This window comes from Jejuia spongiicola, from assembly GCF_023502325.1.
In the GTDB taxonomy this organism is placed as follows: domain Bacteria; phylum Bacteroidota; class Bacteroidia; order Flavobacteriales; family Flavobacteriaceae; genus Wocania_A; species Wocania_A spongiicola.
Map to the genome: position 1 here is coordinate 360,536 of NZ_JAMFLZ010000003.1, position 15,148 is coordinate 375,683.

At 31.6% G+C, this 15,148-nt stretch carries 13 protein-coding genes; 11 read left to right on the top strand and 2 right to left on the bottom strand.

The features are described 5' to 3' along the window. Positions 1 to 8: 8 nt before the first annotated feature. Positions 9 to 2,012, bottom strand: a complete 2,004-nt coding sequence (locus M3P09_RS08900; RefSeq protein WP_249972854.1) for an alpha-ketoacid dehydrogenase subunit alpha/beta — start codon at positions 2,010 to 2,012, stop codon at positions 9 to 11. Between the two features lie 134 nt (positions 2,013 to 2,146). On the opposite strand from M3P09_RS08900, the gene M3P09_RS08905 reads away from it, so the two are divergent. The 6 genes from M3P09_RS08905 (at position 2,147) to M3P09_RS08930 (ending at position 7,244) form a co-directional block, all read left to right on the top strand. Then, the gene (locus tag M3P09_RS08905; RefSeq protein ID WP_099565961.1) at positions 2,147 to 3,097 is read left to right on the top strand and encodes an isopenicillin N synthase family dioxygenase; all 951 of its coding nucleotides are present in this window, start codon (positions 2,147 to 2,149) and stop codon (positions 3,095 to 3,097) included. Between the two features lie 11 nt (positions 3,098 to 3,108). Next, positions 3,109 to 3,438: a translation initiation factor gene (locus tag M3P09_RS08910; RefSeq protein ID WP_249972855.1), complete on the top strand. Its 330-nt coding sequence runs from the start codon at positions 3,109 to 3,111 to the stop codon at positions 3,436 to 3,438. Positions 3,439 to 3,441: 3 nt separating this feature from the next. After that, entirely contained in the window at positions 3,442 to 4,383 is a 942-nt protein-coding gene (locus tag M3P09_RS08915) for a DUF1835 domain-containing protein (RefSeq protein WP_249972856.1), read from the top strand. Next, positions 4,373 to 5,242, top strand: coding sequence for a nucleoside phosphorylase (locus tag M3P09_RS08920; protein WP_249972857.1), 870 nt, complete (start codon positions 4,373 to 4,375; stop codon positions 5,240 to 5,242). Before M3P09_RS08915 ends, M3P09_RS08920 begins: the two co-directional genes overlap by 11 nt. Positions 5,243 to 5,254: 12 nt before the next feature. After that, positions 5,255 to 6,109, top strand: a complete 855-nt coding sequence (locus tag M3P09_RS08925) for a substrate-binding domain-containing protein (RefSeq protein ID WP_249972858.1) — start codon at positions 5,255 to 5,257, stop codon at positions 6,107 to 6,109. Positions 6,110 to 6,191: 82 nt separating this feature from the next. Continuing rightward, positions 6,192 to 7,244 carry a TlpA family protein disulfide reductase gene (locus M3P09_RS08930; RefSeq protein WP_249972859.1) on the top strand — a complete coding sequence of 351 codons (1,053 nt, stop codon included), beginning with the start codon at positions 6,192 to 6,194 and terminating at the stop codon, positions 7,242 to 7,244. 44 nt (positions 7,245 to 7,288) lie between these two features. Here the strand turns inward: M3P09_RS08930 and M3P09_RS08935 are convergent, their stop codons facing one another. Continuing rightward, the gene (locus M3P09_RS08935; RefSeq protein WP_249972860.1) at positions 7,289 to 8,842 is read right to left on the bottom strand and encodes an NAD(P)H-hydrate dehydratase; all 1,554 of its coding nucleotides are present in this window, start codon (positions 8,840 to 8,842) and stop codon (positions 7,289 to 7,291) included. A gap of 340 nt (positions 8,843 to 9,182) precedes the next feature. On the opposite strand from M3P09_RS08935, the gene thrA reads away from it, so the two are divergent. The 5 genes from thrA (at position 9,183) to M3P09_RS17350 (ending at position 14,999) form a co-directional block, all read left to right on the top strand. Next, entirely contained in the window at positions 9,183 to 11,630 is a 2,448-nt protein-coding gene (gene thrA / locus M3P09_RS08940) for a bifunctional aspartate kinase/homoserine dehydrogenase I (RefSeq protein ID WP_249972861.1), read from the top strand. A 60-nt stretch (positions 11,631 to 11,690) separates the two neighbouring features. Continuing rightward, the gene (locus M3P09_RS08945; RefSeq protein ID WP_249972862.1) at positions 11,691 to 12,617 is read left to right on the top strand and encodes a homoserine kinase; all 927 of its coding nucleotides are present in this window, start codon (positions 11,691 to 11,693) and stop codon (positions 12,615 to 12,617) included. 43 nt (positions 12,618 to 12,660) lie between these two features. Beyond that, the gene (gene thrC / locus M3P09_RS08950) at positions 12,661 to 13,953 is read left to right on the top strand and encodes a threonine synthase (RefSeq protein WP_249972863.1); all 1,293 of its coding nucleotides are present in this window, start codon (positions 12,661 to 12,663) and stop codon (positions 13,951 to 13,953) included. 74 nt (positions 13,954 to 14,027) lie between these two features. After that, the gene (locus tag M3P09_RS08955; protein ID WP_249972864.1) at positions 14,028 to 14,714 is read left to right on the top strand and encodes a hypothetical protein; all 687 of its coding nucleotides are present in this window, start codon (positions 14,028 to 14,030) and stop codon (positions 14,712 to 14,714) included. Positions 14,715 to 14,867: 153 nt separating this feature from the next. After that, the gene (locus M3P09_RS17350; RefSeq protein ID WP_284041148.1) at positions 14,868 to 14,999 is read left to right on the top strand and encodes a hypothetical protein; all 132 of its coding nucleotides are present in this window, start codon (positions 14,868 to 14,870) and stop codon (positions 14,997 to 14,999) included. Positions 15,000 to 15,148 lie beyond the last annotated feature (149 nt).

Below are 15,148 nucleotides of genomic sequence, written 5' to 3' on the forward strand. Positions count from 1 at the left end.
TACTAAAGTTAATATGCTAAAAGGTCTTTTAAATCAGTTTCAAACCTACCTTTTGCAAGGTATTGTTCCTCTAACTGATTAATAAAAGGTATAGGTGTTTCCATACTTGCAACTCGCTTTACTGGTGCATCTAAATACTCAAAACACTGCTCCATTATAAGAGCAGAAATATCGCTAGCAATTCCTCCAAACAAAGAGTCTTCATGTAAAATAATTGCTCTACCAGTCTTCTTTACCGAAGCATAAATAGCATCGGTATCTAAAGGTTGTAATGTTCTTAAATCTAAAACATCAGCATTTATTGTTGGATTTTGTTCTAAAGTTTCTAACGCCCAATGTACCGCAGCTCCATATGCAATTATAGTTACATCTTCTCCTTCTTTTAGAATAGAAGCTTTTCCAAAAGGAAGTGTATAGTAATCAGCAGGAACTTCTTGACGAATACTTCTATATAAACCTTTGTGCTCAAAAAACAAAACAGGATTAGGGTCGTTAATAGCTGTCGCTAACAACCCTTTAGCATCAAAAGGAAATGCTGGATAAACTACTTTTAAACCTGGTGTTTTAGTAAACCAAGCTTCATTCGTTTGCGAGTGAAAAGGGCCAGCAGCTACACCTCCACCACAAGGCATTCTTAAAACAACATCGGCATTCTGGTTCCATCTATAATGCGATTTTGCTAAATAATTAACTACGGGATTAAAGCCAGAAGTGACAAAATCTGCAAATTGCATTTCTACAACGCTTTTAACCCCAGCAATTGAAAGCCCCATTGCGGTCTCTACAATTGCCGATTCACAAATAGGCGTGTTTCGCACTCTATCTTTTCCAAAAGCTTCGACAAAGCCATCAGTAATTTTAAAAACACCTCCATATTCTGCAATATCTTGCCCCATAATTACCAAATCATTATGCTGCTGCATGCTTTGCTTTAGCCCATCAGAAATGGCATCTATCAAACGAATTTCTTTTGCTTCATAATTAAAGTTAAACTCCTCATATACAAATGATTGATATACATCATTTAACTCATTAGTTTTATTAGGAATAATTGCTTCTTCATTATAAGCAATATCTAAATTATCATTAATTTCTTTTAAAATATTTTCTTTTATAGAAACTTCTTCTGTATCTGTTAATAATCCTTTTTCTTTTAAAAAGGATTGAAAATTAACAACAGGGTCTTTCTTTGCCCAAGAATCCATAAGATCTTGAGGCACATATTTTGTCCCACTAGCCTCTTCATGACCGCGCATTCTAAACGTTTTAAACTCTAATAAAACGGGTCTTGGCGTTTCACGAATACTTTCAGCTATTTCGTTAACTCTAGTATATACTTCAATAATATTATTCCCATCTATAATATGAGACTCCATTCCGTATCCTATAGCTCTATCAGCAATATCTTTGCAATTATATTGTTCATTTGTTGGTGTAGATAGTCCGTAACCATTATTCTCAACACAAAACATAACTGGTAATCCCCACACTGAAGCAACATTTAAAGCTTCATGAAAATCACCCTCGCTAGTACCTCCTTCGCCTGTAAAAACTGCAGTAACTTCGTTTTTACTTTTTAATTTACTTGCTAAAGCTATGCCATCAGCAACGCCCAATTGTGGCCCAAGATGAGATATCATACCAACAATTTTGTACTCTTGAGTGCCAAAGTGAAACGATCTATCTCGCCCTTTTGTAAAACCCGATGCTTTTCCCTGCCATTGTGCAAATAACCTATGCAAGGGGATTTCTCTAGTAGTAAAAACTCCCAAGTTTCTGTGCATAGGCAACATATACTCATTTTTATCCATCGCCATTGTAACTCCAACAGAAATTGCTTCTTGACCAATACCAGAAAACCATTTGCTTATTTTCCCTTGACGCAGAAGAATAAGCATTTTCTCTTCAATCATTCTTGGTTTAAGCATGTTTTTGTAAAGCTCAATTAATCTACTCTCGTCTAGACCTTTAATGTTGTAATCAATGTTAAATAAAGACATTGTTTTGCTCATAAAACTGATGTTTCAAATTTCATCAAATATAATATAAAATGGATATAACTATAAGAAAGTAATATGAATTTGTAAACTTAAAAATTTACAATGTTTTTGTACATTTGTAAGACTTACAAATTAAAATTATTCTTATGAATATTATACCTAGTGTTAATTTAAATGACTTTATTTCTAACGATCCTGTTAAAAAACAAAACTTCGTAGATGCTATTGGAAAAGCATATGAAGAAATAGGCTTTGTAGCGCTTAAAGGTCATTTTTTAGATGATAAGTTAGTTGACGATTTATATGGTGAAGTAAAGAACTTTTTTAGTTTACCAACAGAAACAAAGCAAAAATATGAAATCCCAGGGATAGGAGGTCAACGTGGTTATGTATCTTTTGGAAAAGAAAGTGCTAAAGGAAAAAAAGAAGGTGATTTAAAAGAGTTTTGGCATTTTGGTCAATATGTTGAGGACAACACTGACCTAAAAGCAGAATATCCAGAAAACGTAAATGTAAAAGAATTACCAAATTTTAATGAAGTTGGAAAAGAAGCATATAAAATGCTTGAAAAAACCGCTAAATATGTATTGCGCGCATTAGCACTACATTTAGGTTTAGAAGAAATGTATTTTGACAACTACATTCATAATGGAAACTCAATTTTAAGACCTATTCATTACCCCCCAATTACAGAAGAACCAAAAGAAGCTGTTCGTGCAGCAGCACACGGAGACATTAACTTAATAACCCTTTTAATGGGGGCTCAAGGTCGTGGATTACAAGTACAAAATCATAATGGAGAATGGATTGATGCAATTGCAGAATCTGATGAACTTATGATTAACGTTGGTGATATGCTGTCAAGACATACAAACAACAAATTAAAATCTACTATACATCGCGTAATTAATCCTCCAAAAGAGCTTTGGGGTACTTCTAGATATTCTATTCCATTTTTTATGCATCCAATAAGTGAAATGAAGTTGGACGTTTTAGAGGGGTGTATTGATGAAAAAAACCCAAAAAAGTTTGATGATATTACAGCTGGTCAGTTCTTAAATGAACGCTTAATTGAATTAGGTCTTATTAAAAAATAGTACACTTTTTTATGGATTTACAAGACCAATTAAAAAATTTATTTCCTGAGCATATTTCTGAAAACCCAACTGAAGACAATCAAAAAGGTGATTCTTTATGGATGCAAGATGAACCCATTATTTGCAAATATGAAAAACGAAAAGGTAAGCCTATAACTATTTTAGAAGGATACACTGGAGCGACAGAAGATTTTAAAGCCTTGGCAAAAGAAATTAAAACAAAGCTAAGTGTGGGAGGTAGTTTTAAAGATGATAAGATAATTATTCAAGGAGATTACCGTGATAAGATTATGAACATACTTAAAGACAAAGGTTTTAATGTGAAGCGAGTTGGAGGTTAGTATATGGCAAAGCAATCATTACATATTACAAATGGAAGCAATTTAACTAATTATTTAAATGAGCTAAACTTTAAAGGAGATTTTTTGACTTGGCATGAAATGCTATGTGAAGGCCCCACAAGCAAACTCATAAATTCTGAGTTATTTTTAAATGCTAGAAAATCATTTTTAAATCATTTCTATGATGTTGAAATTGATGAGTATGAATATAAAAACGAATTGCAAAAGCTTGACAAGAAAGATAAGTATTCAAAAATAGTATTATGGTTTGAATATGACTTATTCTGTCATATAAATATGATTGCAGTTATTAATCTTATTCAACAGCAAAAAATAAACCTTCCTATTTACCTTGTTTGCAGTGGTAGAATTGAAGGTGATAAAAACCTAAGAGGGCTTAGTGAATTAAGTCCAGAACAAATAGACAAACACTATAAAAACAGAATTAAATTATCTGATCAAGATATAGATATTGCAGTCAGTGTTTGGCAAATTTACTGTGGTAAAGATCACAATTTGTTAAAGCCATATATTACTAAAAAATCGTCTTTTGAATATTTAGGATGTTGTTTAAAAGCCCACCTAAAGCGTTTTCCAGATTCTAGAAATGGTTTAAATGCTTTAGAGTATAATATTCTGGAACTTCTCAATAAATATGAAATAAAATCTGAACACCACCTGTTAGGTTATGCTCTAAATTATCAAGGGTATTACGGATTTGGAGATATTCAATTAAAAAGAATTATAGACAAACTATCTCTATTCTTTTCAGAAGAAAACGGTTACTTAAAACTAAACAGAAAAGGACATGAAGCCTTAATTGGTCAACACAATTTTTCTGCTAAAATCAATAATAAAATAATTTTTGGTGGTGTGAATAAATTCGATTTCCAATTCAATAAACTACAAAATAAGCTTGTAAAAACTGTAATAGATGCCTATTAAAGATTCTGAATTAATTTTAAATGCAGATGGTAGTATTTATCATTTAAATTTAAAACCTGAAAACATTGCTAATACCATCATTTTTGTAGGCGATCAATATCGTGTTGAGAAAGTTTCTAAGCATTTTGATAGTATAGAATTTAAAACTCAAAAACGTGAGTTTAAAACGCATACTGGGTATTATAAAAACAAACGGATTTCTGTAATTTCTACAGGTATTGGTCCAGATAACATAGATATTGTTTTAAATGAATTGGATGCACTTGTTAATATTGATTTGAAAACAAAAATGCCAAAAGAGTCTTTTACAAGTCTTAATATTATTAGAATTGGTACCTCTGGCTCTCTACAAAATAACATTCCTGTTGATTCGTTTCTACTAAGTTCGTATGGATTAGATTTAAATGGTATGCTTCACTCCTATCAAATAAAATCTATTTCAGAACCTGAGATTGAAGATGCTTTTATACAACAAACTAACTGGTCTCCTTTAAAAGCAAGACCAATTGCAATTAAAAATAGTGAGGTTTTAGAAAAAAAACTTAAAAGTAAAAGTACCTATTCTGGATTAACAGCAACAGCTGGTGGGTTTTATGGCCCACAAGGGCGCATACTACGCTTGCCTTTAGAAGACAATGCTTTAAACAGCAAAATGGACGCTTTTAATTTTAATGGTGTTTGTATTACAAATCTTGAAATGGAAACCTCTGCCATTTATGGGTTATCAAAACTTTTAGGGCATCATGCCGTATCATTAAATGCCATAATTGCCAATAGAGCCAATGGCACTTTTAGTAAAAATGCTTCGAAAGTAATTGAAGACTTAATTATATATACTTTAAACAAAATAGTAAAATAACGAATTGATTTAATGAAGAAAGTTAACATTGGTGGTGTGCCAGAACATTTTAATTTGGCGTGGTATTTAACATTGAAAAACGGAGAATACAAAGATAAGGGGATCAATTTGCGATGGCACGATTACTATGGCGGAACTGGTGTTATGTGTAAGGCTTTAAGAGAAAAAAAGATTGACATAGCTGTTATTCTTACTGAAGGTATCGTAAAAGATATTATTGATGGCAACCCAAGTAAAATTGTGCAAACATTTGTACAAACTCCTTTAATTTGGGGTATTCATGTCGCTAATGATTCTCCTTATAAAACCATAGAGGATATAAAAGGAAAAAAAGCAGCTATTAGCAGATATGGTTCAGGTTCTCACTTAATGGCCTATATAAATGCCGAAAACAATACATGGGATTTAAAAAAAGACCTTGATTTCGAAATAATTAAAAACTTAGATGGTGCGGTTGAAGGTTTAACAAACGGAACAGCAGATTATTTTCTTTGGGAAAAATTCACAACCAAGCCTTTGGTTGATAATGGTACTTTTAGACGCATTGGCAACTGTCCATCTCCTTGGCCTTGTTTTGTTATTGCTGTACGCGAAGATTTTATCGAATCAAATAAAGAAGATTTACAATACATCTTAGATATAATTAACAATACCACTACTGAGTTTAAAAATATTCCTAGCATAGATAAAACAATTGCAAATCGTTATGAACAACAATTAGATGATGTACAAGAGTGGCTAAGTCTAACTGAATGGTCTCAAAAACTTATCGACAAAAAAACACTTAATAACGTACAAAAAGAATTATTTGCTTTAAACATAATCCCAAAAGTTGTTAATTACGAAAAGCTTGTACATAAATTATAGGCTCTTCAATTTCTTAAACAAATGTTAATACTACCACTAAAGCTATACTTATAGCTATTTTTGTCATAATAAAAATATAAAAATGAAAAAACTATTTATTTTAAGCTGTGTATTTGCCATAGCTTTTGCTTGTAAAGAAGAACCTAAAAATTATGTTACCTTATCTGGAAAAATCACCAACAAAAACAGTGATTCTTTAATGGTAAGAACTCGTGAATACTCTAAAACCATTAAAGTAAATAAAGATGGCACTTTCAAAGACACTTTAAAAGTTGAAACTGGAGAATACTTTCTTTATGACGGTAATGAAGCAACAAACGTATTCTTAAAAAACGGATATGATTTAAACGTTACATTAGATACCAAAGAATTTGATGAATCTGTAACATATACAGGTAATGGAGCTGAATCTAGTAATTATTTAGCTAAAAAAGCTTTATTGGAAGAAACACTTTATCCTCCTAGCCTTCTTGATTTCGAAGAAGAAAAATTTGAATCTGAAACCACAAAAATTCACAATAAACTAAATGCTTTTTTAGACGAACATAAAAATATAGATTCAACTTTATATTCAAGTCAAAAAAAGGAAATAGATGGTTTTAAGGAAGGTATTTTAAATGTTTATAAAAGTAATAAAAAACGTGAGCAAGAAAGAGCAGCACAATTTGCACATTTTATAGGAAAACCATCCCCTACATTTGATAATTATGAAAACTATAAAGGAGGTACCACATCTTTATCAGATTTAAAAGGAAAGTTTGTTTATGTAGATATATGGGCTACTTGGTGTGGACCATGTAAAGCAGAAATTCCGTTTTTAAAAGAAATGGAAGAAAAGTATCATGATAAAAATATTGAGTTTGTAAGTATATCTGTTGATAATGGTAGAGGCTATAAAAACAAATCTGTTGAAGCTTCAAAAGAAGGTTGGAAAAAGATGATAGCAGAAAAAGAAATGGGAGGTGTTCAGTTATTTTCTGATAATGCATGGAAATCTGACTTTGTTCAAGGCTACAAAGTTCAAGGCATACCACGCTTTATTTTAATTGACCCAGCTGGCAATGTAGTAAATGCAGATGCTCCAAGGCCATCGAGTCCAAAACTCATTAAACTATTAAATGAGAATAATATATAATTAGTTCTAAATAAAAAAAGCCGCAATTCGCGGCTTTTTTATTTTTATTCATTTGGAGCTTCTTCTTCTTTTTGAGCAGGCTGCTCTGGCTGTTTAAATAAATCTATATAGGCTTCACCTAAATAATCTATAACGTGGCTAGCTATTAAACTTTGATATCCAAAATCTTCAATAGCAATATCTGCTGATTTTCCATGTAAGTATACTCCAAATATAGCAGCAGTTAATGGAGCGTATCCCTGAGAAATTAAGCCAGTTATAATTCCAGTTAAAACATCACCACTACCAGCGGTTGCTAATCCAGGGTTTCCAGTTGTATTTACATATAATTTATCCTGTAAAACAGTTATCGTATTTGCCCCTTTTGCTACAACTATTAGTTTATATTTTTTTGAAAAAGATTTGACTTTTTTAAGCTTATCAAAATCGTCTTTCCATTTTCCAATTAAACGCTCTAACTCTTTTGGATGTGGTGTTAAAATGGTCTGATCTGGCAATAATTTCAACAACGTCTTCTTTTTAGCTAGAATATTTATGCCATCAGCATCAATAACCAATGGTGCTTTGTTTTGTTTCAAAAAAGCTTCAAACGCACTTATGGTTTTTGGGCTTGTACCTATTCCAACTCCAAAACCAATAACTGTTGGTTCAATATCAAAAGCTATTTTAGTTATATTTTCATTATCCGTATCAGTAATTACCATAGCTTCAGGAAAAGAAGTTTGTATTACATTATAACCACATTTAGGAATAAAAACACTTATTAATCCAGCCCCTGCTGATAATACTGCTCTGCTAGCTAAAGTTACTGCCCCTATTTTTCCATAACTTCCCCCTATTATTAAAGCATGTCCAAAATGACCTTTGTGTGAGAATTTTTCTCTAGGAATGTACATTGGCAATACCTCATGCTTTCCAATTAAATCTACTTTAGTTGTTGTGGTATATAGAAACTCTTGATCTAATCCAATATCCAACACTTCCCATTGCACAGTATACTTAGCAGTTTCTGGTAAGAAAAACACTAATTTAGCAGATGCAAAACTTAATGTATAACCAGCCCAAACTACAGCATCTTCACTTTCAGGAACTTTATCTGTACTTAATCCAGATGGTATGTCAATAGCTAAAGTAAATGCTTTGGTAGCCCTAAAGTGCATAAACAAAGCTTTAACCCAATCGTCTATCGGTCTATTTAGACCAATCCCGAAAACAGCATCAACAATAATATCATCATGATGCATCTCCGGAAAATCTTCAGTACAACTTAATAATGTAGGCCAGTTTTTAGTAACATTTTTTATTCGATCATAATTGATTAAAAAATCTTTCGATCGCTTATCGCTACAATTAACTACATATGTTTTTACATTATATCCATGCGTTATTAAATGCCTTGCTATAACTAAACCATCTCCTCCGTTATTGCCAATACCACAAAAAACGTGTATGGGTACTTGAGCACCTTGCATACGCATATGCATCCAATTAAAAATTTGTGTTCCAGCGCGTTCCATCAAATCTGTTGATGTAATATTTTGACGCTCTGCAGTTAACTTATCACCTTCATAAATTTGTTCTTTAGAAAATATTTTCATTTGATAATTATCGTTTTTTCAATTCTAAATATTTTTTTGCAGAATTCTTTCATAAAAAGATATTCTACGTAAGAATTCTGCAAAAAAAAATAATTTGTTTTTTTATTAGGTTAAAAGTAATACTTTTGACTTGTATTATTTATGAATATAATGATTCTTTTAAACCAAAATATTATCGATATGCTTTCTTTTTCTTTAAGAAGAAATACTGCTATTTTTGGTACTACTACAATTACTATTACCCTTTGGGGTTAATAATTATATTCTCATCAGGCTATCTTTGTAATTTTTACATTACACTTTCTTAAACATTTTATTAAAAAACACTAATTCATTAAAAATGAAGGTTTTAAAATTTGGCGGAACATCTGTAGGTTCTGCAAAAAATATAAATAAAGTAATACATATTTTAGATAATCATTCAAAAGAAGATGCAGTAATATGCGTTGTTTCTGCTATTGGAGGTATTACCGATAAGTTACTACTTGCTGGAAAACAAGCACAAAACAAGGACAAAAACTTTTTAAATACGTTTAATCTTATTAAGGATATTCATTTTGAAATTATAAATGAGCTTATTCCTAATGATGGTGAAAAACCTATTTCTACTTATGTTGAAAACAAATTAAGTGAGCTAAACAGTTTATTGGATGGTATATACTTAATCAACGAACTATCTCCTAAAACATCTGATAAACTAGTAAGTTTTGGAGAATCTTTATCTTCATACATCATTGCTGAGACTATGAAAAATAGAGAGCTATCAGCTTATCGTAAAAACTCTCAGGAATTGATAATTACCAATTCTAATTTTTCAAAAGCAGAAGTGAATTTCGGTTTAACAAATGCAAATATTAAGAATTATTTCAAATCATTAAATCAACAAATTACTATACTTCCTGGGTTTGTAGCCAATTCTACATTGGGAGAACAAACTACACTTGGGCGTGGCGGCTCAGATTTTACTGCTGCTATCGTTGCTGCTGCTTTAAACGTAAAACAGTTAGAAATTTGGACTGATGTTAGCGGTATGTATACTACGAACCCAAAATTGGTTAAACAAGCCTACCCTATTGAAAAAATTTCGTATCAAGAGGCTATGGAATTATCTCATTTTGGTGCGAAAGTATTATATCCACCAACTGTTCAACCAGTTCTAGATTTAAACATACCTATTCATATTAAAAACACATTAGAGCCAGATGCTGCTGGTACTATTATTTCTGATGGTGAATTGAACACAACATCTCCAGTAAAAGGTATTAGCAATATTGGGAACATTGCCTTATTAACACTCCAAGGTAATGGAATGGTTGGTATTCCTGGGTTTTCTAAACGATTATTTGAAACGCTATCTCAAGAAAAAATAAATATTATTTTAATTACACAGGCTTCATCTGAGCATTCTATATGCTTAGGCATTGATGAAAAAGATGCTGAATCTGCAAAAACAGCTATCGATTCAGCTTTTGAAAATGAAATAGCTCTTCATAAAATTGACCCAATTATTGTAGAAACAAACCTATCCATTATCGCTCTTGTTGGTGATAACATGAAAAACCATCAAGGTATTAGCGGTAAAATGTTTAGCAGTTTAGGTAAAAACAACATTAATATTCGTGCCATAGCACAAGGAGCTTCAGAAAAAAACATATCTGCTGTAATTGCAGAAAAAGATGTAAAAAAAGCATTAAACACCTTACACGAACAGTTTTTTGAAATTCAGACCAAACAGCTCAACATATTTATTACCGGTGTTGGCAATGTTGGAGAGCGTTTAGTTGAACAAATACAACAACAAAAAAAATACCTAAAGGAAAATTTAAAGATTAACTTACGAGTTATAGGATTGTCAAATTCAAGAACTATGATTTTTGATGAAGATGGTATCAATTTAAAAACATGGAAAGAGCAATTAGCAACAGGTGAAAAAGCAACTTTAGATGGCTTTTTTGAAAAAACCAAATCATTGAATTTACGCAATAGTATTTTTGTTGATGTAACAGCTAATAAAGACGTCGCTAATTTATACGCAAAGTATTTGCGAGAAAGTATTGGCGTAGTAGCATGCAATAAAATTGCTTGTTCTAGTGATTATAAAAACTATAAATTGTTAAAACGTTTGTCACTTAAATACAATGCCCCTTACCTATTCGAAACAAATGTAGGCGCAGGTTTACCTATTATAGATACGCTAAACAATCTAATAGTATCGGGCGATAAAATAATATCTATTCAGGCCGTTTTATCTGGTAGTTTAAATTTTGTATTCAACAATTATAACGATTCCAATACATTTTATGATGTAGTAAAACAAGCTGATGCAGAAGGTTATACAGAACCAGACCCAAGAATAGATTTAAGCGGTGTAGATGTTGCAAGGAAAATTTTAATTCTAGCTCGCGAAAGTGGTGTTGAAATAAATTTAGAAGATATTTTGAACGTGCCTTTCTTATCTGAATCTGGATTAAAAAGCGATACTGTTGATGATTTTTATCAAACATTAATTAATGACGAATCGCATTATCAAAAATTATATGCTTCCGCGAAAGCGAAGAACTGCCAATTAAAATATGTTGCACAATTTAATGAAGGAAAAGCAAATGTAGGGCTAAAGGAGATTCCAGAAGGTCACCCGTTTTATAATTTAGAAGGTAGCGACAATATTGTTATGTTTTATACAGAGAGATATCCTAAACAACCTATGATTATTAAAGGTGCGGGTGCAGGTGCAGAAGTTACAGCTTCTGGCTTGTTTGCTGATATAATTAGAATAGGAAATGATTAAATAAGTATGTCATTTATAGCAATCAGGAATAAATGATTCGCAATGACAAAGAAATATACAATGAAAAACGAAATAAAAATATTTTCACCTGCAACTGTAGCAAATGTAGCTTGTGGCTTTGATGTTTTAGGTTTTTGCTTAGACAATATTGGTGATGAAATGCTAATTAGGAAAACGAATAAAAAAGGCATTTTTATAACTAAAATTGAAGGCTTTGATTTACCTATGGATGCTGAGTTAAATGTTGCTGGAGTTTCAGCATTAGCTATGTACGAGGCTTTAAATGTTGATTATGGTTTTGAAATTGAAATTTGCAAAAACATAAAACCAGGAAGTGGTATTGGTAGTAGTGCTGCGAGTGCCGTAGGTAGTGTTTTTGGTATGAATGAACTTTTAGGGAAACCTTTTAGCAAAACACAACTTACGGAGTTTGCTATTAAAGGCGAAGCTTTAGCTAGTAAATGTGAGCATGCTGATAATTTAGCTCCAGCTATTTTTGGAGGGTTTACATTGGTTAAAAGTGTGTCGCCATTAGAAATTCTAGAAATTCCGTCACCAGATGATTTGTACGTTACTATTATTCATCCGCAAATTGAAATAAAAACATCAGAAGCTAGAGCTATACTTCCAAAAGAAGTTTCACTACAAAGTGCCATAACACAATGGGCAAATTTTGGTAGTTTAATTCATGGGCTACACACTAGCAATTACGAGTTAATTAGTAAATCCCTTCATGATGTTATTATTGAACCACACCGAAGCAAACTTATTCCATATTATAACGAAGTAAAAATGGAGGCATTAAAAACAGGTGCTTTAGGTTGTGGTATTTCGGGTTCTGGGCCTTCAATTTTTTCTTTATCAAAAGGTTTAGAAAACGCTAAAAATGTAGAAGATGCAATTAAAAATGTTTATTCAAAAGCTGATATAAAATTTGATACTTATAGATCAAGAATTAACACAGAAGGCATCAAAATAATAAATTAATTTTTTGCAGATTGCCATTGCAAAACTGAAATTACAATTAAAAATGAATTATTATAGTCTAAATAAAAAAGCACCAAAAACATCATTTAAAGATGCCGTAATAAAAGGCTTAGCTCCAGATAAAGGTTTATACTTTCCGGAAAGCATTACACCTTTACCAAAAGAATTCTTTGAGAATATTGATGATTTATCTTATTCTGAAATAGCATTCCGAGCTATTAAGCAATTTATATCTCCGGAGATCCCTGAGGATGTTTTAAAGACTATTGTTGAAGAGACTCTGTCTTTTGACTTCCCTATAATTCAATTAAATGAAAATATCTCTACCTTAGAATTGTTTCATGGACCAACCATGGCATTTAAAGATGTTGGTGCTCGCTTTATGGCTCGTTGTTTAGGTTATTTTAATAAGAATAATGATAAAGAAGTTACTGTTTTGGTAGCAACATCAGGAGATACGGGAGGTGCAGTAGCAAATGGCTTTTTAGGTGTAAAAGGTGTAAATGTGGTTATACTCTACCCTAGCGGAAAAGTAAGCGATATTCAAGAAAAACAACTAACAACATTAGGAGAAAACATCACAGCACTAGAAGTTAACGGCACTTTTGATGATTGTCAAGCCATGGTAAAAAAAGCCTTTTTAGACGAGACTCTAACTAATCAGATGCAACTAACATCAGCAAACTCTATAAATGTAGCACGCTGGTTGCCACAACTATTTTACTTTATGTTTGCCTATAAACAATTACATAAATCATATGGTGATATTGTATTCTCTGTACCTAGTGGAAATTTTGGTAATGTATGTGCAGGTATGATGGCGCAACAATTAGGGTTGCCTGTAAAACATTTTATCGCTTCAAACAATGAGAATAATGTAGTTACTCGTTATTTGCAATCTAAAATTTACGAACCAAAACCTTCAATACAAACCATTAGTAATGCTATGGATGTTGGTGCACCAAGCAATTTTATTCGTATTCAAGAAATCTATAAAAACAGTTTTGAATCATTAAACGATAATCTATCGTCTTATAGTTTTTCTGATAACAAAACCAGAGAGGCCATGCTAGAAATATATAGCAATTATAATTACGTAGCAGATCCCCATGGTGCGGTGGGGTATTTAGGTTGTAAAGCTTATTTAAAAGAACATCCTAATGCCCATTGTGTGTTTTTAGAAACTGCACATCCTACTAAGTTTTTAGATGTTGTAGAAGAGGTTATTAAAAAAGAACAACCGTTACCTGTGCAAATTGAAGCTGTAATGGATAAAGAAAAAGCGTCTATCGAAATTTCAAGTTATATAGATCTAAAAAACTATCTTCTTAATTAAGAATCATAGAATTTGTCAGAAAATTTCGTTATTTTCGTTTCATCCTTTATTGAAGCTTATTAAAAAAGTGAAAGATGAAAACAAACAAACTGCAAGCTCTAACTTTTCTTTTCTTTATAACACTTTCGCTACATGCCCAGAAAAAAGTTGTTAATGGGCAAATAATTACCTTTAAAAACATTACAGTAGAAAATGCAAAAATTACTGTAAAAAAAACTAAGCACTCCGTTTTTTCAGACTCCCTTGGTTTTTTTTCAATTACATGTGATCTTAAGGATAAAATTTCTATAACAGCTGCTGGATTTAAATCAAAACAGATTAAAGTTAAAAACATAAAAGACTCTTTGAATGTATCTTTGATAATATCTGGTAGCGAAGAAGATATAAATTTGGCTATGAATAATGGCCATATTAATGAGGAGGAGCGAAATTTAGTAAATAAACACTTTAAATCTGGTCAATTGTATAGTCTTGGGTTTACAAATATGACAGATTTGATTAAAGGTAAATTTCCGAGGGTTAACATTATTAATGATGAATTGATAATTCGTGGGAAAAACACCTTTTCAAATTCAAACAATTCTAAACCTAGAAACGGGGCTTTAATTATTATTAACGGTACAGAATACAGATGGAGTTCGGTTAAAAGTATGATTGTGACCAACGTGAAAGATATAAAAATACTTAATAGTCTAGAAGCTTCAAGATATGGAGCAGGTAGCGGAAATGGTGTTGTAGTAATAAAACTTGTGGACGAATAAGGCTCTTTTTTCTTCTAAAAAAACTACTCAACATATAACTCTAGTTCTATTTGCAACATAGGTTTTTAGATGTTTTTGAATTGATATGCGTTTAACTAAGCAACATATGTTTTCCAAACTTTCACAATGGAATTAATCCAATTGAACAAAAAAATGAAAAGATTTTATTTTGCATCAATAGCCCTACTTTTAGCAATAAGTTGTTCGAAAGATGATCCAATTAATGAGATTATAGAAGAGGAAGAAGAAAAAACAACAATAAACTTAGCTCCAAATCATGAATAATAACTTTAGTCAACAATGTCTATAAGTAATTGCTTGTTCTTACATGTTTTTGAAAATCTGTGAGGTTTTTCTATGCGGTATGTATTTGCTAAATTAGTTGCTGAAACACACAACTAATCATATACAAAACGTTATGTGCTATTAAAACA

Excerpts from the sequence above, each read along its gene's own strand:
- M3P09_RS08900 (WP_249972854.1), bottom strand. The coding sequence starts at position 2,012 with ATGAGCAAAACAATGTCTTTATTTAACATTGATTACAACATTAAAGGT.
- M3P09_RS08905 (WP_099565961.1), top strand. The coding sequence starts at position 2,147 with ATGAATATTATACCTAGTGTTAATTTAAATGACTTTATTTCTAACGAT.
- M3P09_RS08910 (WP_249972855.1), top strand. The coding sequence starts at position 3,109 with ATGGATTTACAAGACCAATTAAAAAATTTATTTCCTGAGCATATTTCT.
- M3P09_RS08915 (WP_249972856.1), top strand. The coding sequence starts at position 3,442 with ATGGCAAAGCAATCATTACATATTACAAATGGAAGCAATTTAACTAAT.
- M3P09_RS08920 (WP_249972857.1), top strand. The coding sequence starts at position 4,373 with ATGCCTATTAAAGATTCTGAATTAATTTTAAATGCAGATGGTAGTATT.
- M3P09_RS08925 (WP_249972858.1), top strand. The coding sequence starts at position 5,255 with ATGAAGAAAGTTAACATTGGTGGTGTGCCAGAACATTTTAATTTGGCG.
- M3P09_RS08930 (WP_249972859.1), top strand. The coding sequence starts at position 6,192 with ATGAAAAAACTATTTATTTTAAGCTGTGTATTTGCCATAGCTTTTGCT.
- M3P09_RS08935 (WP_249972860.1), bottom strand. The coding sequence starts at position 8,842 with ATGAAAATATTTTCTAAAGAACAAATTTATGAAGGTGATAAGTTAACT.
- thrA (WP_249972861.1), top strand. The coding sequence starts at position 9,183 with ATGAAGGTTTTAAAATTTGGCGGAACATCTGTAGGTTCTGCAAAAAAT.
- M3P09_RS08945 (WP_249972862.1), top strand. The coding sequence starts at position 11,691 with ATGAAAAACGAAATAAAAATATTTTCACCTGCAACTGTAGCAAATGTA.
- thrC (WP_249972863.1), top strand. The coding sequence starts at position 12,661 with ATGAATTATTATAGTCTAAATAAAAAAGCACCAAAAACATCATTTAAA.
- M3P09_RS08955 (WP_249972864.1), top strand. The coding sequence starts at position 14,028 with ATGAAAACAAACAAACTGCAAGCTCTAACTTTTCTTTTCTTTATAACA.
- M3P09_RS17350 (WP_284041148.1), top strand. The coding sequence starts at position 14,868 with ATGAAAAGATTTTATTTTGCATCAATAGCCCTACTTTTAGCAATAAGT.